Here is a 19,026-nt window from a genome sequence, read left to right as displayed (position 1 = left end):
ACGCCTCCCCCTCGAGCCGTCAGCCGCGGTTGCGGGCGCGCGAGCGGGTCACGGCGAGGGCGCCGCCGCCGGCGACCAGGAGGGCGAGCGCTCCGGCCGCGATGTACGGGGTGGTGGAGCTGCCGCCGGTCTCGGCGAGGTTCTCGGTGGGCGTGGTGCCGCCGTTGTTGGTCTTGATGCCGCCGGCGTCGCTCGGCTTGACCGAGGGCTGCTGCGTGGGCTGCCCGGTCGGCTTCTCCGTGGGCTTCTCGGTGGGCCTGTCCGTGGGCTTCTGGGTCGGGGCCGTGCCCTTGGGCGTCTCGCAGGTGGCCTCGGCGAGGGTGACGGTTCCGTTGACCTCGGCGACGCCGAGCTTCAGCGGGTTGACCTCCACCTTGAGTTCGAGGGCCGTGGCCGCGGCGGTGCGGGAGGTCGTGGACGTACGGGACAGGTCCAGGGTGACCTCGCCGACCCCCGGCACCTCGACCTGGGTCCGGCCGGCCGCGGACAGGGTGGTCTTCTTGCCGAACACGGTCACGTGACCGAGGACGTTGGACTGGGCGACCGGCTTCTTCCCCACCTCGCACAGCGCCTTGGAGGTGACCTTCTCGACCTCGATGAGGGAGAGCAGCGGGATGCCGGGGACGTGGACCCGGGCCTTGACGAGGTTGACGTACCCCTCGGCCTTCTTCTCGTCCACGGTCGCGTCGGCGGTGGCGACGTCGGCCTTGAGGAGGTCGATCGGCTGCCCGCCCTCGGCTCCCTGCACCTTCACGGAGAGCGCGGTCTCGTTCTCGCTCTCGGGCGCCTTGACCTCGTTGAGGGAGGCCCGGACCGGCACGTTCACGGTCTTGCCGAGGAGGGAGACGTCGAGGCCGGCCCTCAGCACGACGGCGGTGGCGCGCCCTTCGCCGCCCGTGGCGTGCGCCGCCGGGGCCGCGAGGAGCACGGGGCCGACGGCCAGGGCGGCGACGGTCGCGGCTGCCGCGGAGCGGCGTACGGGCATGCGGAAGGTGTTGCTGTTCAAGATGGTGGAACCCCCACAAGAGACATGGCGTCGCCGGCCGTTCACCACGGGGACGGTGGGTCGGCACGGCCTCGGCGACTTGAGACACCGGAATCTTTACGCACGGAGAGTGAACCGACAGTCGCCTGGCGTGAGTTCACTCCAAAGGGGGGTTTCCGTGTTCATTTTCGATTTTTCTCGACACAACCGTTCCCGGATTCCCCGCGTGTTTCGTACGGGGCGGTCTGCGCGGAATCGGTGAGAACGATCCGCGGGGCGCCCGGGTCACGGATCGTCAACCCGGCGTACAGGACCTCTCCGGGACTCCTGTAGATTAATTTAGGCCAGCCTAACCTAAGAAGCTGGCGGGAACGGAACGACGGGATCGGGGTCTCCGTGAGCATCGAGGTCTACCGGGACGCCTGGGGCGTCCCCCATCTGCGCGCCGCGGACCCGGACGAACTCGCCTTCGCCCAGGGGCGGGTCACCGCCCGCGACCGCGCCTGGCAGCTGGAGGTCGAACGGCACCGGGCACAGGGCACCAGCGCCGCCTTCCTCGGCGCCGCCGAGCTCGGCTGGGACACCTTCGCCCGCCGGGCCCGGCTCGCCGACACCGCCCGCCGCTGCTTCGACCGGCTCCAGGAGACCGACGCGCCGACGGCCGCGTGGGTACGCGCGTACGTGGACGGGGTCAACGACGGTCTCGCCGAAGGCGCGGGCCGCGCACCCGAGTTCGCCGGGACCGGCCTCGCGCCCGGTCGCTGGGAGCCCTGGACGCCGCTCGCCGTCTGGCTCTCCACCCACATCCTCTTCGCCGGCTTCCCCACCAAGCTGTGGCGGGACGAGGTCGCCCGGCGCCTCGGCGAGGAGTGGACGGAGCTCTTCGCGACCGACGGACCCGGCACCGCCGGCTCCAACGGCTGGGTCGTGGCCGGCGGACGGACCGCGAGCGGGGCGGCCCTGGTGGCCGGCGACCCGCACCGGTTCATCGAGGCACCGGGCGTCTACCAGCAGATCCGGCTCGCCTGCCCCGCGTACGACGTGGTGGGCCTCGCCGTGCCCGGCGTCCCCGGACTCGCCCACTTCGGCCATACCGGGCCGGTGGCCTGGGCGATCACCAACGCGATGGCGGACTACCAGGACCTCTACCGGGAACGGCTCCGCCGGCTCCCCGACGGCACCGTGGAGGCCCTCGGCCCGGACGGCTGGACCCCGGCGGCCGCGCACCAGGAGACGATCGAGGTCGCGGGCGCGGACCCGGTGGAGATCGAGGTGATCGAGACGGCCCGGGGGCCGGTGATCATCGACACGGACGGGGGCGCGGCCGGGGTCCGGGAGGCCCTCGCCCTGCGGTACCCGCCCCGGGTCACCGGGGAGCTCGGCTTCGGGGTGCTGCCCGCGCTGCTGCGCGCCCGGACCGTCGCCGACGTGGACGCGGCCCTCGACGGCTGGGTCGAGCCGGTGAACGTCGTCCAGGCCGCCGACACCGAAGGCGGTCTGCTGCACCGGGTCGCCGGCCACGTCCCCGTACGGGACCGGGCCAACTCCCTGCGGATCGTTCCTGCCTGGGACCCGGCGCACGCCTGGGCCGACGCCCCGGCGCCGCTGCCCCGCGCCGAGGTCCGCGGCCACGCCGTGATGGCCAACGCCCGGGGCCTGGCCGCGCCCCTGGGCGTCGAGTTCGCCCCGCCGCACCGGGCGGCCCGGATCGACGCGCTGCTCGGCGCCTCGGCGGCCTGGACCCCGGAGACGACGGCCGCGATCCACTCGGACACCGACAACCCCTCGGCGGCCCGCCTCCTGGAAGCCGTACGCCGCGCGGGCGAGGGCCTCTCCCCCGCCGGCGCCGGCGTCCGGGAGCGGCTGCTCGCCTGGGACCGGCGGATGGACGCCGACAGCGTCGACGCCGGTCTCTACGCGGCCGTGCGCGGGGCCGTCGTCCGCCGCCTCGCCGCCCACGAGGCCTTCGCGGCGCTGCGCGAACCCGCCCCGTACCCCGAGCTCTTCCGGCCCTGGCTCGCGCTCGGGCCGCGGGTCGCCTTCGCCCTGGAGACGCTGCTCGTCGCCGGGCCCGTGCCCGCCGGGGACGTCGACCGGATCGTGCGCGAGGCGCTCGACGAGACCGGCGCCGGCGAGCCTCCCGCCGCCTGGGGCGTGACCCACCGGCTCGCGCCCTGGCAGGCGCTGCCCGACCCGGACGACGACCGGTGGCCGGGGCTCGGCGGGGACCACGACTGCGTGCTCTCCACGTCCAGCGTGCCCGGGTGGACCGACCGCAGCGCCCGCGCCTCCGCCGCGCGCTACGTCTGGGACCTCGCCGACCGGGAGCGGAGCCGCTGGATCGTGCCGTTCGGCGCGTCCGGAGTGCCCGGCGACCCGCACCACCACGACCAACTCCCCCTGTGGCTGCGGGGCGAGCTCGCCCCCGTCACCACCGACTGGCAGCACCTCACCGAGGAACCAAGGAGCAGGACATGACCACCGCCGTACACGTCCAGACCGTCGAGGGCTTCGGAACCGTCACGGTCCGGCCCGTCGACCCCGACGGCGACGCCCCGCTCCTGCACGGCTGGGTCAACGAGGAGCGGGCCCGCTTCTGGGGCATGGGCGGGACCACCGTCGAGCAGGTCCGGGAGATCTACGCGCACCTCGACTCGCTGACCACGCACCACGGTTACCTGGTCCGCCGGGACGGGGAGCCGGTCGCCCTCTTCCAGACGTACGACCCCGAGGCCGACCGGGTCGGCGAGTGCTACGAGGTGCGGCCGGGCGACATCGGCGTGCACCTGCTCGTCGCGCCGGGGCTCGCCCCGGAGCCGGGCTTCACCGGCCGGCTGCTCGTCGCGCTCGTCGACTTCGCGCTGACGGACCACGCCCGGATCGTCGTCGACCCGGACGCCGCGAACGAGAAGGCGATCGCCCGGCTCGTACGGGCCGGTTTCGCACTCGGCCCCGAGGTCCTGCTGCCGGAGGTCGACCTGCCGGAGGTCTTCATCCCGGAGAAGAGGGCCCGGCTCGGATTCCTGAGCCGCTGACGGGCCGGGACCCGGCCCGCCGGGGGCTCAGCCGACGACCCGCCCGTTGACGACGATCCGGCGCGGTGCCGCGAGGACGCGGACGTCCGCGCGCGGGTCCTCGCCGTAGACGACGAGGTCGGCCGGGGCGCCCTCCTCCAGGGAGGGGCGGCCCAGCCAGGCCCTGGCCCCCCAGGCGGTGGCGGCGAGCGCGTCGATCGGCGGGATACCGGCCTTGGTCAGCTCCTCGACCTCCTCGGCGACCAGGCCGTGGGCGAGGGAGCCGCCCGCGTCGGTGCCGACGAAGACGGGCACGCCCGCGTCGAAGGCCGCGCGGACCGTGTCGTACCGCCGCTCGTGGAGCCGGCGCATATGGGCCGACCAGCGGGGGAACTTCTCCTGGCCGCCGTCGGCGAGGTGCGGGAAGGTCGCGATGTTGACGAGGGTCGGGACGATGGCGACGCCCCGCTCGGCGAAGAGCGGGATGGTGTCCTCGGTGAGGCCCGTGGCGTGCTCGATGCAGTCGATGCCCGCCTCGACGAGGTCCCGGAGCGAGTCCTCGGCGAAGCAGTGCGCGGTGACGCGGGCGCCGAGCCGGTGCGCCTCCGCGATGGCCGCCTCGACCTCGGCGCGCGGCCAGCAGGCGGTGAGGTCGCCCGCCTCGCGGTCGATCCAGTCGCCGACGAGCTTGACCCAGCCGTCGCCGCGGCGGGCCTCCCGGCCGACGTACGCGACGAGGTCGGCGGGCTCGATCTCGTGGGCGTAGTTACGGATGTAGCGGCGGGTACGGGCGATGTGCCGGCCCGCCCGGATGATCTTCGGGAGGTCCTCGCGCTCGTCGATCCACCGGGTGTCGGAGGGCGAGCCCGCGTCCCGGATCAGCAGGGTGCCGGCGTCCCGGTCGGTGAGGGCCTGCTTCTCGCTGGTGACCTCGTCGACCGGGCCGTGCCGGTCGAGTCCGACGTGGCAGTGGGCGTCGACGAGACCGGGGAGCACCCAGCCCTCGACGGTCACGGCCTCGGCGGCGGGCCGCTCGAAGGTGATCCGCCCGTCGACGCACCACAGTTCGTCGCGGACGTCCTCCGGGCCGACGAGCACCCGCCCCTTCACGTGCAGCACCTCGTGATCGCTCATACCCGCACTCTACGAGCCGTGTCGAGCGGGCGGGTCACGGGCGCCAGTCGGCCTCCAGGTCGTGCGAGGCGGTCTTGGTGAGCTGCTTCAGGCCGGTGCCGTCGACCCGTACCAGGAAGAGGTTCTCGGGGTCCGCGTCGTCGGTGCCGCCCCGGGTGAAGACCAGGCGGCGGCCGTCCGGCGACCAGGAGGGGGACTTGTCGTTGGCCGGGCCCGTGGTGATCTGGTGCACCCCCGTGCCGTCGGGGCGGACGTCGTAGAGGTGGGCGAAGCCGGTGGCGTCCAGGCGGCTGAAGGCGATCCGGTTGCCGCGCGACCAGTCGGGACTCCAGTCCTGGGAGCCCGGCGGAGTGATCGGCGTCTGCGCCAGGGTGGACAGCTGGATCCGTACCAGCCTGCTGCCTCCGGAGGTGTCCGTGCGGCTGAACGCCAGGTTGGTGCCGTCCGGGGACCAGGTCGGGTGGGACTCGTCCGCCGTGGTGGTGGTGAGCCGGGTGGAGGGGGTGCCGTCGATGTCGGCCACGTAGATCTCGCGCTGGGAGTCGACCGGCCGGGAGTAGGCGATCCGCGTGCCGTCCGGAGACCATGCCGCGTCGGAGGCGCCCTTGGTGCCGGGCACCGACTTCAGGTCGCCACCCGCGGCGTTCATCGTCCAGATGCCGTCGATCGTGCCGTCGAGGCTGTACCGGAGGAACGCCACCCGCTTGCCGTCGGGGGACCAGCTGGGCATCACGTCGCTGACGGTGGGGGTGTGGGTGAGCTGGACGGCCCCGCCGCCGAGCGGGGACATGGCGTACAGGTCCTCGATGGAGTCCGTCGCGTCGTAGCGGGCGAAGACGATCGGGTGGCCGATCGCCGACCACGCGGCGCGGGCCGCGTCCGCAGCCGTGGCCGCCTCGGACGTCACTGCCGTCGCCGACGTCCCGGGCGCCTTCGCCGCCACTGCCGTCCCCGCCGCTCCCGCGTCCCCCGCGGCGCAGAGGGTCAGCGGTGCGGTGACGGCGAGCGTCGCGGCGGCCACCGCCGCCCGGCGCAGCAGCGCTCTGTCGTTCACGCCTGTTCTCGTGCTTCCGGCCATGGTGTCCACCCCGTTCCTCCCGGCGGCATCGTGCGGCGCCGCTCCGGCCCGCAACATCCCACCGACGGGGCGCCGGGGGAAGAGTCCGAGCCCGGCGGTACGAGCCCTGTGACACGTTCCGCACACCGCCGTGACGGCGTACGGGCCCGGCCCGTACGCGGCGGACGGAGCGCTTACGCTGGCACGAGCCGCATCCCGATGTAGGCGACACGCATCCGCCACCGACGAAGGAACCCCCGTGACCGTGACACATCCGCTGCTGGACCTGGCCCCGCTGACCGCCGCGCACTTCGCGTCGATCGAGCGCCGGGTCGCCGCGCTGCTCTCCACCGAGCAGGACGTGGTGATCACCCAGGGCGAGGCGCTGCTGCCCCTGGAGGGGTGCATCCGCAGCGGCGCGCGGGCCGGTTCGACCGCGCTGAACGTCGTCACCGGTCCGTACGGACAGACCTTCGGGAACTGGCTGCGGGACTGCGGGGCGACCGTGGTCGACCTGGAGGTGCCCTTCCACACGGCGGTGACGGCGGAGCAGGTGGAGCGGGCGCTCGCCGAGCACCCGGAGATCGACTTCGTGTCGCTGGTGCACGCGGAGGCGGCGACCGGCAACACCAACCCGGTGGCGGAGATCGGCGAGGTCGTGCGGGCGCACGGCGCGCTGTTCTACCTGGACGCGGTGGCGTCGATCGGCGCCGAACCGGTGCTGCCGGACGCCTGGGGCGTGGACATGTGCATCATCGGCGCACAGAAGGCGATGGGCGGCCCCGCGGGCGTGTCGGCGGTGTCGGTGAGCGCGCGGGCCTGGGAGCGGTTCGCCGCGAACCCGGCCGCGCCGCGCCGCTCGTACCTCTCCCTCCTGGACTGGAAGGAGCGCTGGATCGACGGCGGCCGCAAGGCGCTGCTGCACGCTCCGGCGCAGCTGGAGATGCTGGCCCTCGAGGCCTGTGTGGAGCGGATCGAGGCCGAGGGCCTGGACGCTCTGATGGCCCGGCACGCCTCGGCGGCGGCCGCGACCCGCGCGGGCGCGCTGGCCCTGGGCGGCGGCCTGGAGCCGTATGTGTACGAGGCGAACGACGCGGCCCCGGTGGCGACGACGCTGCGCGCGCCGGCGGGTCTCGACGCCTCCGAGCTGGTGGCGAAGGCGCTCGAAGCCGATCCGTCGCTGCCGCTGATCGCGGGCGGCGGGGCGCTGGCCAAGGAGATGATCCGGGTCAACCACTACGGGGTGGACGCGACGCCGGGGGCCGTGCAGTCCTCGCTCGCCGCCCTCGGCGCGGCGCTCGGCGAGTCGGGCCGCGCGGTGGACCTGGAGGGGGCGCGCCGGGCGGTCACGGAGGCCTGGTAGTCGATACGCGGAAGGGGCGGGGGTCCGGACCCCCGCCCCTTCCGCGTGTCCGCGAGTTACAGCGCGGGGTAGTCGATGTAGCCCTCGGGGCCGCCGGCGTACATGGTGGCGGGGTCCGCGGCGGCGTAGGGGCCGTCGGTCTTCAGACGGGCGGGCAGGTCGGGGTTGGCGATGAACAGCCTGCCGTACGCGACGAGGTCGGTGATGCCGTCCTCGATCAGGGCCAGGGACTCGGCGCCCGTCGGGTCGGCGCCGGTGGCCGGGTTGAGGATGAAGGTGCCGGCGAAGCGCTTGCGCAGGTCGAGGACGAGCGGGCGGCGCTCGGGGCCGGTCTCCAGGACGTGGAGGTAGGCGATGCCGACGGGCTCGATCGCGGCGAGGAGCTGGATGTAGAGCTCGTCGGTGTCGGTCTCGCTGATGTCGTTGAGGGTGTTGGCCGGGGAGATGCGCAGGCCGGTGCGCTCGGGGCCGATCTCGGCGGCGACGGCCTTCACGACCTCGACGGCGAAGCGGATGCGGTTCTCGACCGGGCCGCCCCACTCGTCGGTGCGGTGGTTGGAGCCGGAGGCGAGGAACTGCTGGATCAGGTAGCCGTTGGCGCCGTGGATCTCCACGCCGTCGAAGCCGGCCTCGACGGCGTTGCGGGCGGCGGAGACGAAGCCGGCGATCGCCTCGTGCACCTGGTCGCCGGTGAGCTCGCGCGGGGCGACGAAGTCCTTGGGGCCCTCGTGCGTGTAGACCTGGCCGGCGGCGGCGATCGGCGAGGGGCCGACGGGGTGGAGGTCGCCGTCGAGGAGGTCGGGGTGGCCGATCCGGCCGGAGTGCATGAGCTGGGCGAAGATCCGGCCGCCGCGCTCGTGGACGGCGGTGGTGACCTCGCGCCAGGCGGCGATCTGCTCGCGGCTGTGGAGTCCGGGGGTGTTGGGGTAGCCCTGACCCTCGGGGACGGGCTGGACGCCTTCGGTGATGATCAGGCCGGCGGAGGCGCGCTGGGCGTAGTACTCGGCGACGATCGCCGGCGGGGTGCCGTCCTGGCCGTTGGCGCGGCTGCGGGTCATGGGAGCCATCGCGATGCGGTTGGCGAGGCGGGTTCCGGCGAGGTCGATCGGGTCGAATGCAGTGGTCACGGCTGTCCCTCACATGAATATGTGGTCGGCCAACTAATTGGGCCGATTGCCACTGTAACCCATTCATTGGCCGACCAAGGTAATCTTGTGGGCAGAGCCGTCCCGAGGAGTCCGCATGTCAGGAACCGACCCCGTCTGTACCGCCCCGTCCGCCGGGCCGCAGCCCTCCGACGCCTGCGCCGGGACCGTCAGCCACACCCTGGCGTGGGTCGCGCGCCTCCACCGGATCGCCATGGGGCGGCGGCTGCGGGACCTCGGGCTCTACCCGGGCCAGGAGCTGATGATGATGCGCCTGTGGGACTGCGGGGCGGTCCGTCAGTCGGAGCTGATCCAGTCGCTCGGCCTGGACCCCTCCACGGTCACGAAGATGCTCCAGCGCATGGAGCAGTGCGGCTACGTCCGTCGCAGCCCGGACCCGGCCGACCGGCGCGCGGTCCTGGTCGAGGCGACGGAGAACGGCCTCGCCCTGCGCGCAGGGGTCGAGGGCGCCTGGGCCGACCTGGAGGAGACCACCCTGTCCGGGCTCGCCCCGGCCGACCGGGCGGAGCTCGCCCGGCTCCTCGGCCTCGCGGGCGAGAACCTGGCGAAGGAGGCAGGCGAGGAGGGCGAGGCGGGCGCCGTCTGCTGACCGCCGGCCCTTCAGCGGCCGCGCCGCCTACGGGCGGGCGCCGTCTGCCGCCCGCCCGCCCGGACCGGCCCGCCGTCGTCGGCGGTCAGCCCGCCAGGACCTCCAGGACGCGGTCCACGTCCGCCGCCGTGTTGTACAGGTGGAAGGACGCCCGCAGATTGCCCGCGCGGGCCGAGAGCAGGACGTCCGCCTCGCGCAGGGCGTCCGCCCGGTCCCCGAGGCCGGGGACGGCGACGACCGTCGAGTCGTCCATGACCGGGGCGTGCCCGAGGGCGAGGAGCCCGGAGCGGAAGCGGGCCGCGAGCCCCTTGTTGCGGGCCTCGATCCGCTCGATGCCGATCTCCTCCAGGAGGGCGAGCGAACGGGCCGCCCCGTGGTACGAGAGGAACGCCACGGGTTCGTCGAACCGGCGGGCGGAGCGGGCCAGTTCACGGACCGGGCCGTAGCTGTTGACCCACAGCTCCTCGCCCGTGACCCAGTTGGCGTGGATCGCGAGCAGCGAGTCCTGCGCCTCCTCCGTGACGGTCAGGAAGGACGCGCCGCGCGGGCAGAGCAGGTACTTGTAGCCGCCGGCGACGGTGTAGTCCCACTCCCCCGCGTTCAGCGGCAGCCAGCCCGCCGACTGGGTGGCGTCCAGGAGGGTGCGCGCGCCGTGGGCGGCCGCCGCCTCCCGTATCGCCGCGAAGTCGGCCGTGCGGCCGTCCGCCGACTGCACGGCGGAGAAGGCGACGAGCGCGGTCTCGGGACGGACGGATTCGGCCAGCCGCTCCAGGGGCGCGAAGCGGGTCTTGAGGTCGCCGCGGATCGTGAAGGGGGTGATGACGGAGGAGAAGTCGCCCTCGGGGAAGAGGACCTCGGACCCGGCGGGCAGCGACTGGGCGATCATCCCGCAGTGGACCGCCACCGAGCTGCCGACGGCGACGCGCTCGTGGGAGACGCCGACGATGCGGCCGAAGGCGGCACGGGCCTCGTCCACGAGGTCGAAGCTGCCGGCGCCGTCGGGGCGGCCGTCGGCGGTCTCCTCGGCGAGGAGGGTGATCGCCTCGATGGTCCGGCGGGGCAGCAGGCCGCAGGCGGAGGTGTTGAGGTAGGTCTTCTTGGGCGCGAACTCGGCGCCGCCGAGCGGCTGGTCAAGGGAATCCATGTCCCCACCCTGGATTCCCCGCGATCGCCCGTCAATGGCGTTTCGACCGCGGGGAATCCCCAAGCCGTACTTATCTCCGCAGGTCAGAGCCTCGGGTCAGAGACTCAGGTCGGAGACTCGGGTCAGAGACTCAGGTCAGAGACTCGGGTCAGAGACTCAGGCCTGCGGGACCTCGCAGGTGCCGTCCGGGCCGCAGACCTCCGCGTCGGTGCCGACGGGCTGGAGGACACGGCCCTGCCAGGCCTGCTCCAGGGCCTGGGTGAAGACCTCGGCGGGCTGGCCGCCGGAGACGCCGTAGCGGCGGTCGAGGACGAAGAACGGCACGCCGTTGGCGCCGAGTTCGGCGGCCTCGCGCTCGTCCTCCCGTACGGCCTCGGCGTAGGCGGTCTCGTCGGCGAGGACGGCACGGACCTCGGCCTCGTCGAGACCGGCCTCCACACCGAGGGTCACCAGGGTCTCGTCGTCGAAGACGGAGCGCTCCTCGGCGAAGTTGGCCCGGTAGGCCAGGTCCAGGAGTTCGCTCTGGCGGCCGCGCTCCTTGGCGAGGTGCAGCAGCCGGTGGATGTCGAAGGTGTTGCCGTGGTCACGGCCGTCGGTGAGGTACGCGAGGCCCTCGGAGTGGGCGTTCGACGCGACGTGCGCCTCCATGGCGCGGGCCTCGTCGAGGGTGCGGCCGTACTTCTTCGCCAGCATCTCCAGGACCGGGCCGGTGTCGCCCTTGGCGCGGTGCGGGTCGAGCTCGAAGGAGCGGTGCACGACCTCGACGTCGTCGCGGTGGGCGAAGGCCGCGAGCCCCTTCTCGAAGCGGGCCTTGCCGATGTAGCACCAGGGGCAGGCGATGTCGCTCCAGATCTCGACGCGCATGTGACTTCTCTCCGAGGGTTGCCGGTGGGGTGTACGGGGGTGTGTACCTCGTGGGGAACGCGCCCACCGGCCCGGTTCATTCCGTTTCCGGCCCCGGTGTGAGCCGGAGCACCCGGCCTCAGGCCGTTCCGGCGCCCGTCAGACGGCTGAAGGAGGACCGGTAGGCGCTGGGGGTGAGGCCGGTACGGCGCAGGAGGTGCCGGCGGAGGGAGTCCGCCGTGCCGAGGCCGCTCGCGCGGGCCAGCCGGTCCATGGGGAGCGAGGTCGTCTCCAGGAGTTCCTTCGCCCGCTCGACGCGCTGGTGGAGCAGCCACTGGAGCGGGCTGACGCCGGTCTCCGCGTGGAAGCGGCGGGAGAGCGTGCGGACGGAGACGCCGGCGTGCCGGGCGAGGTCGGTGAGGCCGAGGGGTTCGTCGAGGTGTTCCATCGCCCACGCGCGCGTGTCGGCGAAGGAGACCCCGCGCTCGGGCGGCAGCGGGGTCTGGGTGAACTGGGTCTGGCCGCCGGGCCGGACGGGCGCGACGAGGGCGAGCCGGGCGACGGCGTTGGCGACGGCGGCGCCGTGGTCGGTGCGGATGACGTGCAGGCAGAGGTCGATGCCCGCCGCGTATCCGGAGGAGGTGAGCACCGGACCGTCCTGGACGAAGAGGACGTCGTCCTGGAGGTCGACGGCGGGGTGCCGGGCGGCGAGCAGCGGCCGGTACGCCCAGTACGTCGTCGCCGCCCGGCCGTCGAGCAGTCCGGCCTCGGCGAGCGCGAAGGCGCCGGTGCAGATGGAGGCGATCCGCTTGCCCCCGACGGCGGAGGCGCGCAGGACGTCGAGGACGCGCGGGTCGGGGTCCTCGTACGCGCCGCTGCCCGCGAGGATCACCGTGTCGGCGCCCTCGACGGCTTCGAGTCCGTGCGGGACGACCAGGTCGAGGCCGCCGGTGGTGGTGACGGGCCCGGGGTCGGGGGCGCAGATGACCGTCTCGTACCCGGGTCCGCCGTCGATCTCGACCTTGCCGAAGAGCATCTCCGGGATGGCCAGGTTGAACATCGAGACGGGCGGGGCGGCGATCACGGCGACGCGCCGCACACGGGATGCGGAGGACGTGCCGGGCGCGGCGGGCGCGGGTGTCGTCGGCGGCATGGCCAGAACCTCCGGTCATATGGCATTCCAGCCACTACTGTACGGGCGCGCGGCTCACGAAGCTGGGCGCATGTCCTCAACAGTCCTCACCAAAGCCCCCGTTGACCGTCGCGAATCCCCCGGCTCCTCCCCCGGGCCCGCCCTCGCCGCGGCCATGCTCGGCTTCGCCCTCATCACCCTCGACACCTCCGTCGTGAACGTCGCCCTGCCCGCGATCGGCGCCGACCTGCGGGCCGGCATGACGGGCCTGCAGTGGGTGGTCGACTCGTACACGCTGGCCTTCGCCGCGCTGCTGCTCTCCAGCGGGGCGCTTGCCGACCGGGTCGGGGCGAGCCGGGCGTACGGGGCGGGGGTCGTCGTCTTCACCCTCGCCTCGGCCGCCTGCGGTCTGGCCCCCGGCCTCCCCGGGCTCCTGGCGGCCCGGACGGTGCAGGGCGCGGCGGCGGCCGTGATGCTGCCCGCCTCCCTCGCCCTCGTACGGGAGGCGTACGGCGATCCGGCGCGGCGGGCCCGTGCGGTGTCGCTGTGGGCGGCCGGCGGCACGGTCGCGGTGGCGCTCGGCCCGGTCGCGGGCGGGGCGCTGACCACGGCCTGGAGCTGGCGCGGGATCTTCTTCATCAACCTGCCCCTCGGGCTCCTCGCGCTCGTCCCGCTGACCCGGGTCGCCCGCTCGGAGCCCCGGCCTGCCCCGCTGGACCTGCCGGGGCAGCTGACGGCGATGACGGCGCTCGGGGCGCTGACCTTCGCCGCGATCGAGGGCGGCACGGAGGCCTGGTGGGCGCTGGGGGTCGCGGCGGTCTCCTTCGCCGCGTTCCTGCTGGTCGAGACGCGGCGGCGGCATCCGATGGTGCCGCTCGGGCTGTTCCGGAACACGACGGTCGCGGTCGCGGTGGCGGCCGGTTCGGCGAACAGCGTGGCCTTCTACGGCATGGTCTTCGTCTTCGGCCTCTTCTTCCAGCAGGTCCTCGGGCTCTCGGCGCTCGGCGCGGGGCTGATGTTCCTGCCGATGACGGGGCTGCTCGCCGGGGTGAACATCCTGTCGGCGCGGGTGGCCGCGCGGTACGGGGCGCGGCTGCCGATCGTCCTGGGCCAGACGGTCGCGGTGGCCGGGCTCCTCGGCCTGCTCACCGTGGACGCGGACTCCTCGCGGGTGGCCCAGGCCCTGCTCCTCGTGCCGCTCGCGCTGGGGGCCGGATTCTCCCTGCCGCCGCTGATCGCGGCGATGATGGAGGCCGTCCCGGCGGACCGGGCGGGCACGGCGGCGGGCCTGCTGAACGCGATCCGGCAGACGGCGGGCGCGCTCGCGATCGCGGTCTTCGGCTCCCTCGCGGCCCAGGACATGGCGACGGCGCTGCGCACGAGCCTCCTGATCAGCGCCGGTCTGCTGACCGTGACGACCCTGGTGTCGCTGCGGCTGCCGCGCCGCCGGAGCCGCTAGGCACCCTTCCGGTATTGGCCGGGGGCCACCCCGTACTCCCGCTTGAAGGCCTTGGCGAAGGCGAACTCCGAGGAGTATCCGGAGCGTTCGGCGACCGCGCGGAGGGGCAGGTCGTCGGAGCGGAGGAGGCGGCCGGCCGTGGTCATGCGCCACCAGGTGAGGTACGCGAGGGGCGGCCGTCCGACGAGGGCGGTGAAGCGGCGGGCGAAGGCGGCGCGGGAGAGGCCCCCGAGCGCGCCGAGCTCCTCGACCGTCCACGCCCGGGCGGGGTCGCCGTGCAGCGCGCGCAGGGCGCCCGCGACGGCCGGGTCGCTGAGCGCGGCCGACCAGCCGGTGGAGCGGTCGCCGCGTTCGGTGAGCCACCAGGCGCGCAGCAGGTACAGGAGCAGGGTGTCGAGGAGGGAGGGCACGACGGCGTCGGATCCCGGCTGGGGTTCGGCGAGTTCGGCGCCGAGCAGGTCGACGGCGGCACGCAGCCGGGGGTGGGCGCCGACCCGGGCGGGGAGGTGGACGTACGGCGGCAGTTCGGTGAGCAGGGGGTGGGCGCGGGCCCGGTTGAGCTGGTAGGCGCCGCAGAGCAGCAGGGTCTCCTCGGCGCCGACGGGTCCGCGGGCGGGCCGGGTGGGCCAGGAGCCGTCGGGGGTGGGCACGGCGTCGATCAGCGGGGTGTCGGGCCGGTCTGCGAGGCCGTGTCCGGTGGCGTGGGCGACGAGGACGATGTCGCCGGGGCCGAGCCGGACGGGGGCGCCGTCGTCCGGGGGCAGCAGCCAGGCGGTGCCCTGGAGGAGGACGTGGAATCCGGCGCCCATGCTCGGGGGGAAGCGGTAGCCCCAGGGGGCGAAGCGGACGGTGCGGGAGGAGTGCGGGCGCCCGGTGCGCATGGAGGCGATGGCATCGCTCAGTACGTCCATGGCCTGAACGGTAGCGGGCGAGACGATCGGACATGGTGGGAAGCCGGGGAGACATGGATCGTCTCTTCCGGCCCTCCTAGCGTCGAGGTCATGACGACAACAGACGTGACGACGACAGGCATCACGACAACAGACGTGACGACGACAGGCATCACGACGACAGGCACGACGACGAAGGCTGTTCTCTTCCACGAGCTCGGCGGACCCGAGGTGCTGAAGATCGAGGAGGTGCCGCTCCCGGACCCCGGTCCCGGAGAGGTGCTCGTCCGGGTCGAGGCGATCGGACTCAACCGCGCCGAGGCGCTGTTCCGTGCCGGCACCTACTACTACCCGGCGACGCTGCCGGGTTCGCGGCTCGGCTACGAGGCGGCGGGCGTGGTCGAGGCGGTCGGTGCGGGGGTCACCGCGTACGCCCCGGGCGACCCGGTGATGGCGGCGGCCAACTTCGAGTTCGGGACGTACGGCGTGTACGCGGAGCGGGTGGTGCTCCCCGAGGAGTACGTGGTGGCCCGGCCCGCGGGGGTGGACGCGGTGACGGCGGCGGCCGTGTGGCTGGGCTACTTCACCGCGTACGGCGGGATGGTCCTGACCGGCGGCCTGCGTCCCGGCGACCACGTGGTGATCACGGGCGCGTCGAGCGGGGTGGGGACGGCCGCGATCCAGACGGCGCTGCGGATCGGAGCCGTACCGATCGCCACCACCCGCGGCGAGGGCAAGCGGAAGCGGCTCCTGGAGCTGGGTGCCGCGCACGTGATCACCACGGACACCGAGGACCTGGTCGAGGAGGTGCGGCGGATCACCGGCGGGAGGGGTGCCGACCTGGCGTTCGACGCGATCGGCGGGCCCGGCTTCGCCCGCCTCGGGGACGCGCTGCGGACCGGTGGCACCGCCGTGCTGTACGGCTGGCTGGACCCGCGGCCGACCGAGCTGTCGCGGAACTGGCCGCTGACCACGCACGCGTACGCGAACGGGGCGCCGGCCAGGACCGAGGAGGGCCGCCGGCTCGCCGCGGGGTTCATCGGCTCGGGGCTGCGGGACGGCTCCCTGGCGCCGGTGATCGCCGAGACCTTCGACGGTCTGGAGCGGATCGCCGACGCCCATCGGCTGATGGAGTCGAACACGCACCTCGGAAAGATCGTGGTGCGGCTCGACTCCTAGGCGTCAGCGCCGGGGCAGTCCCAGCGGGTTGCCGTCCCGGAGTTCCGGCGGGAGGAGGTGGTCGGGCGTCGACTGGTACGTGACCGGGCGCAGCCAGCGCTCGATCGCGGTCGCGCCGACCGAGGTGGAGGTCGAGGTGGTGGCCGGGTAGGGGCCGCCGTGGTGCTGGGCGGACGCGACGGCGACGCCGGTGGGCCAGCCGTTGACGAGGACACGGCCGGCGAGGGGCGTGAGCTCGGCGAGCAGCGCGGCGGCAGCCTCGTCGTCCTCGGCGATGTGCAGCGTGGCGGTGAGGTTGCCCGGAAGCAGGCCGAGGACGGCGGTCACCTCCTCGCGGGTGGAGTAGCGGGCGACGACGGTGACCGGTCCGAAGCACTCCTCCAGGAGGAGGCGGTGGCCGTCCTCGGCGAGCGCGGCGGCGTCGACGGCGAGGACGCCGGCGCTGACGGTGTGGGCGCCGCCCGCGCCGGGGGTGACGGGGGTGTCGACCCCGGTCAGCGCGGCGCGCTCGGCGACCCCGGTGACAAAGGCGTCCCGCATCCGGTGGTCGAGCATGACGGCCGGTTCCGTCTCGCTGACGGCGGCGGTGAGGGCGTCGAGGAAGCGGTCGCCGTCCGCGCCCCGGGGGGCGAGGACGAAGCCGGGCTTGGTGCAGAACTGGCCGGCGCCCAGGGTCATGGAGCCGGCGAGACCGGCGCCGATCTCCTCCGCGCGCTCCGCGGCGGCGGCCTCGGTGACCACGACCGGGTTGAGGGAGCCGAGTTCGCCGTGGAAGGGGATGGGGACGGGCCGGGTGACGGCCGCGTCGAAGAGGGCCCGGCCGCCGCGGATCGAGCCGGTGAAGCCCGCCGCCGCGACGAGCGGGTGGCGGACGAGTTCCACGCCGGCGTCGAAGCCGTGGACGAGGACGACGACGTCCTCGGGGAGGCCGGCCTTGGCGGCGGCCCGGCGCAGCAGGGAGGCGCAGAGCTCGGAGGTGGCCGGGTGGTCGGGGTGGGCCTTGACGACCACGGGGCAGCCGGCCGCGAGGGCGCTCGCGGTGTCGCCGCCGGGGACGGAGAAGGCGAGCGGGAAGTTGCTGGCGGCGTAGACGGCGACGACGCCGAGCGGAATCTTCCAGCGGCGCAGGTCGCACCGGGGCGGGGTGGCCGTGGGATCGGGGAGGTCGATCCGGATGTCGAGGAAGGAGCCGTCCTCGACGACCTCCGCGAAGGCCCGCAACTGGGCGGTGGTGCGGGCGAGTTCGCCGGTGAGGCGGACGGGCCCGAGGGCGGTCTCGGCGTCGGCCGCCTCGACGACGTGCTCACCGGAGGCGTCGAGGAGGTCGGCGGCGGTACGGAGGAAGGCGGCCCGTACGGCCCGGTCGGCGAGGGCCTCGCGGGCGGCGTACGCGGACCTGACGGCGCGGTCGACCTCCTCGGCTGTGGCCTCCACCGCAACCTGCTCGCGCGGCTTCCCCGTCCGGGGGTCCACACTCCACACTGGTTCTGCCGCCACCGCCACGCCCCTGTTCGCTATTCTGAACACAGTTCCCGTAGATGAACGCATCTGGGTGGGACTCTATTGACGGCCCGGCCGTCTCCACAAGGCCCCCGTTCGGCCGGGGTGGCCGGTGGGCGGCCGGACAACGGAAAAGGGGCGAGGGCCATGGCGACTGCCGACGCGGGTGGGGCACAGGTGAAGTCCGCGGTGCGGACCGTGGAGCTGCTCGAGTACTTCGCGGGACGCCCCGGGATGCATTCGCTCGCCGCCGTCCAGGAGGCCGTCGGCTACCCCAAGTCCAGCCTGTACATGCTGCTGCGCACCCTGGTCGAGCTGGGCTGGGTGGAGACGGACGCCACGGGCACCCGGTACGGGATCGGGGTGCGGGCGCTGCTCGTCGGCACCTCGTACATCGACGGCGACGAGGTGGTGGCGGCCTCCCGGCCCACCCTGGACCGGCTCTCCGACGACACCACCGAGACCATCCACCTGGCGCGGCTCGACGGCACCAACGTCGTCTATCTGGCGACCCGTCAGTCCCAGCACTATCTGCGGCCGTTCACCCGGGTCGGGCGCCGGCTGCCCGCGCACTCGACCTCGCTCGGCAAGGCGCTGCTCGCCACCCACAGCGACGAGCAGGTGCGCAAGCTGCTCCCGGAGACGCTCCCGGCGCTGACCGAGCACACGATCACCGACCGCGAGAAGCTCATCGAGGAGCTGCACGTCATCCGCGAGCAGGGCTACTCGGTGGACCGCGAGGAGAACACCCTGGGGCTGCGCTGCTTCGGCGTCGCGATCCCCTACCGGACCCCGGCGCGGGACGCGATCAGCTGCTCGGTGCCGGTGGCGCGGCTCACCCCGGCCCACGAGCAGATGATCAAGGACGCGCTGTTCGACGCGCGGGACCGGCTGACGCTGGCGACCCGCCGCCTCTGAGCCGTCCGGTCAGGCACGGTCGGCGAGGGCCTGCTGCCACACCGGACTGTCGACGTAGTGGTTGTCGTACTGCTCCGAGGACGCCTTGATCTCCTCGAAGCTCGCCTCGCCCCGCATGACGCGGCCGAGGAGGCGCAGGTAGTCGAAGCGGGCCATGCCGGGCGTGAAGACGAAGAGGACGTCGGCCTCGGCGCCGGGCGCCGCCGCGAAGGCGTGCGGGGTGTGCGGCGGGACGAGGAGGAAGTCGCCCTGGTCCAGGACGGTCAGCTCCTCGCCGACCAGGACCTGGAGCGATCCGCCGAGCACGAAGAACATCTCCGAGGCCTTGGTGTGGAAGTGCGCCGGGGCGCCGACCGCGCCCTTCGCGAACGAGGAGCGGTAGCTGGTGAGCTGCCCGCCGGTGGTGTCGGAGTCGGCGAGCAGGGTCATCACGCTGCTCGGGTCGGCGGTGGTCTCGGCGGTGGCGGCGCGGGTGAGGAGCGGGGCGAAGGTCTCGATCTCGTTCATGATCACTACCCTAAGGCCCCATTGACCCCTGCCACAGGGGCAATCGATCATCGGAAACATGGGTCAATTCCGTCGGAGGGGAGCCACGGCGGAGGCCCCGGGAGGAGGGCTCCTCCCCCGTGCGGCGGAGGCGGTTCACCGCTCGG

At 73.8% G+C, this 19,026-nt stretch carries 17 protein-coding genes; 7 read left to right on the top strand and 10 right to left on the bottom strand.

Translation table 11 applies throughout. The annotated features are described in order from the left end of the window. Positions 1 to 19: 19 nt before the first annotated feature. On the bottom strand, positions 20 to 1,006 hold the full coding sequence (locus AC07AW_RS37310; RefSeq protein ID WP_478819896.1) for an SCO1860 family LAETG-anchored protein: 987 nt from the start codon (positions 1,004 to 1,006) through the stop codon (positions 20 to 22). Between the two features lie 375 nt (positions 1,007 to 1,381). On the opposite strand from AC07AW_RS37310, the gene AC07AW_RS37305 reads away from it, so the two are divergent. Continuing rightward, positions 1,382 to 3,463, top strand: coding sequence for a penicillin acylase family protein (locus AC07AW_RS37305; protein WP_478819895.1), 2,082 nt, complete (start codon positions 1,382 to 1,384; stop codon positions 3,461 to 3,463). Next, entirely contained in the window at positions 3,460 to 4,020 is a 561-nt protein-coding gene (locus tag AC07AW_RS37300; protein ID WP_478819894.1) for a GNAT family N-acetyltransferase, read from the top strand. Before AC07AW_RS37305 ends, AC07AW_RS37300 begins: the two co-directional genes overlap by 4 nt. Before the next feature lie 27 nt (positions 4,021 to 4,047). Here the strand turns inward: AC07AW_RS37300 and AC07AW_RS37295 are convergent, their stop codons facing one another. Then, the gene (locus AC07AW_RS37295; RefSeq protein ID WP_478819893.1) at positions 4,048 to 5,133 is read right to left on the bottom strand and encodes an amidohydrolase family protein; all 1,086 of its coding nucleotides are present in this window, start codon (positions 5,131 to 5,133) and stop codon (positions 4,048 to 4,050) included. A 34-nt stretch (positions 5,134 to 5,167) separates the two neighbouring features. Further along, on the bottom strand, positions 5,168 to 6,187 hold the full coding sequence (locus tag AC07AW_RS37290; RefSeq protein WP_478819892.1) for a hypothetical protein: 1,020 nt from the start codon (positions 6,185 to 6,187) through the stop codon (positions 5,168 to 5,170). A gap of 268 nt (positions 6,188 to 6,455) precedes the next feature. On the opposite strand from AC07AW_RS37290, the gene AC07AW_RS37285 reads away from it, so the two are divergent. Further along, positions 6,456 to 7,553 (top strand): pyridoxal-phosphate-dependent aminotransferase family protein, encoded by a 1,098-nt coding sequence (locus tag AC07AW_RS37285; protein WP_478819960.1) that lies wholly within the window; start codon positions 6,456 to 6,458, stop codon positions 7,551 to 7,553. Positions 7,554 to 7,609: 56 nt separating this feature from the next. On the opposite strand, the gene AC07AW_RS37280 is transcribed toward AC07AW_RS37285, so the two are convergent. After that, the gene (locus AC07AW_RS37280) at positions 7,610 to 8,680 is read right to left on the bottom strand and encodes an alkene reductase (protein WP_478819891.1); all 1,071 of its coding nucleotides are present in this window, start codon (positions 8,678 to 8,680) and stop codon (positions 7,610 to 7,612) included. 115 nt (positions 8,681 to 8,795) lie between these two features. Here AC07AW_RS37280 and AC07AW_RS37275 point away from each other — a divergent pair, with 115 nt between their 5' ends. Further along, the gene (locus tag AC07AW_RS37275; protein ID WP_478819890.1) at positions 8,796 to 9,308 is read left to right on the top strand and encodes a MarR family winged helix-turn-helix transcriptional regulator; all 513 of its coding nucleotides are present in this window, start codon (positions 8,796 to 8,798) and stop codon (positions 9,306 to 9,308) included. Positions 9,309 to 9,393: 85 nt separating this feature from the next. Here AC07AW_RS37275 and AC07AW_RS37270 read toward each other — a convergent pair whose 3' ends face one another. The 3 genes from AC07AW_RS37270 to AC07AW_RS37260 all read right to left on the bottom strand — a co-directional run bounded on the left by AC07AW_RS37270 (position 9,394) and on the right by AC07AW_RS37260 (position 12,448). Next, a complete protein-coding gene (locus AC07AW_RS37270) occupies positions 9,394 to 10,452 on the bottom strand; it encodes an aminotransferase class V-fold PLP-dependent enzyme (protein ID WP_478819889.1) in 1,059 nt (352 codons plus the stop codon). A gap of 156 nt (positions 10,453 to 10,608) precedes the next feature. Further along, a complete protein-coding gene (locus AC07AW_RS37265; RefSeq protein WP_478819888.1) occupies positions 10,609 to 11,316 on the bottom strand; it encodes a DsbA family oxidoreductase in 708 nt (235 codons plus the stop codon). Between the two features lie 118 nt (positions 11,317 to 11,434). Then, complete coding sequence (locus AC07AW_RS37260) at positions 11,435 to 12,448, bottom strand: GlxA family transcriptional regulator (RefSeq protein WP_478819887.1); 1,014 nt, start codon at positions 12,446 to 12,448, stop codon at positions 11,435 to 11,437. 70 nt (positions 12,449 to 12,518) lie between these two features. Here AC07AW_RS37260 and AC07AW_RS37255 point away from each other — a divergent pair, with 70 nt between their 5' ends. Then, complete coding sequence (locus AC07AW_RS37255) at positions 12,519 to 13,886, top strand: MFS transporter (RefSeq protein ID WP_478819886.1); 1,368 nt, start codon at positions 12,519 to 12,521, stop codon at positions 13,884 to 13,886. Here the strand turns inward: AC07AW_RS37255 and AC07AW_RS37250 are convergent. After that, on the bottom strand, positions 13,883 to 14,797 hold the full coding sequence (locus tag AC07AW_RS37250) for an AraC family transcriptional regulator (RefSeq protein ID WP_478819885.1): 915 nt from the start codon (positions 14,795 to 14,797) through the stop codon (positions 13,883 to 13,885). The genes AC07AW_RS37255 and AC07AW_RS37250 overlap by 4 nt on opposite strands. Before the next feature lie 90 nt (positions 14,798 to 14,887). On the opposite strand from AC07AW_RS37250, the gene AC07AW_RS37245 reads away from it, so the two are divergent. Further along, a complete protein-coding gene (locus tag AC07AW_RS37245; RefSeq protein ID WP_478819884.1) occupies positions 14,888 to 15,955 on the top strand; it encodes a zinc-dependent alcohol dehydrogenase family protein in 1,068 nt (355 codons plus the stop codon). A gap of 3 nt (positions 15,956 to 15,958) precedes the next feature. On the opposite strand, the gene AC07AW_RS37240 is transcribed toward AC07AW_RS37245, so the two are convergent. Next, entirely contained in the window at positions 15,959 to 17,452 is a 1,494-nt protein-coding gene (locus tag AC07AW_RS37240; protein WP_478819883.1) for an aldehyde dehydrogenase (NADP(+)), read from the bottom strand. Positions 17,453 to 17,602: 150 nt separating this feature from the next. On the opposite strand from AC07AW_RS37240, the gene AC07AW_RS37235 reads away from it, so the two are divergent. Next, positions 17,603 to 18,373, top strand: coding sequence for an IclR family transcriptional regulator (locus AC07AW_RS37235; RefSeq protein WP_030691616.1), 771 nt, complete (start codon positions 17,603 to 17,605; stop codon positions 18,371 to 18,373). A 9-nt stretch (positions 18,374 to 18,382) separates the two neighbouring features. Here AC07AW_RS37235 and AC07AW_RS37230 read toward each other — a convergent pair whose 3' ends face one another. Beyond that, complete coding sequence (locus AC07AW_RS37230) at positions 18,383 to 18,880, bottom strand: cupin domain-containing protein (protein WP_478819882.1); 498 nt, start codon at positions 18,878 to 18,880, stop codon at positions 18,383 to 18,385. Between the last annotated feature and the right edge of the window lie 146 nt (positions 18,881 to 19,026).

Source organism: Streptomyces sp. NPDC044003 (genome assembly GCF_056435185.1).
This window is presented reverse-complemented; position numbering and strand designations above follow the sequence as displayed.

Excerpts from the sequence above, each read along its gene's own strand:
- AC07AW_RS37265 (WP_478819888.1), bottom strand. The coding sequence starts at position 11,316 with ATGCGCGTCGAGATCTGGAGCGACATCGCCTGCCCCTGGTGCTACATC.
- AC07AW_RS37270 (WP_478819889.1), bottom strand. The coding sequence starts at position 10,452 with ATGGATTCCCTTGACCAGCCGCTCGGCGGCGCCGAGTTCGCGCCCAAG.
- AC07AW_RS37275 (WP_478819890.1), top strand. The coding sequence starts at position 8,796 with ATGTCAGGAACCGACCCCGTCTGTACCGCCCCGTCCGCCGGGCCGCAG.
- AC07AW_RS37235 (WP_030691616.1), top strand. The coding sequence starts at position 17,603 with ATGGCGACTGCCGACGCGGGTGGGGCACAGGTGAAGTCCGCGGTGCGG.
- AC07AW_RS37245 (WP_478819884.1), top strand. The coding sequence starts at position 14,888 with ATGACGACAACAGACGTGACGACGACAGGCATCACGACAACAGACGTG.
- AC07AW_RS37295 (WP_478819893.1), bottom strand. The coding sequence starts at position 5,133 with ATGAGCGATCACGAGGTGCTGCACGTGAAGGGGCGGGTGCTCGTCGGC.
- AC07AW_RS37250 (WP_478819885.1), bottom strand. The coding sequence starts at position 14,797 with ATGGACGTACTGAGCGATGCCATCGCCTCCATGCGCACCGGGCGCCCG.
- AC07AW_RS37230 (WP_478819882.1), bottom strand. The coding sequence starts at position 18,880 with ATGAACGAGATCGAGACCTTCGCCCCGCTCCTCACCCGCGCCGCCACC.
- AC07AW_RS37255 (WP_478819886.1), top strand. The coding sequence starts at position 12,519 with ATGTCCTCAACAGTCCTCACCAAAGCCCCCGTTGACCGTCGCGAATCC.
- AC07AW_RS37300 (WP_478819894.1), top strand. The coding sequence starts at position 3,460 with ATGACCACCGCCGTACACGTCCAGACCGTCGAGGGCTTCGGAACCGTC.
- AC07AW_RS37260 (WP_478819887.1), bottom strand. The coding sequence starts at position 12,448 with ATGCCGCCGACGACACCCGCGCCCGCCGCGCCCGGCACGTCCTCCGCA.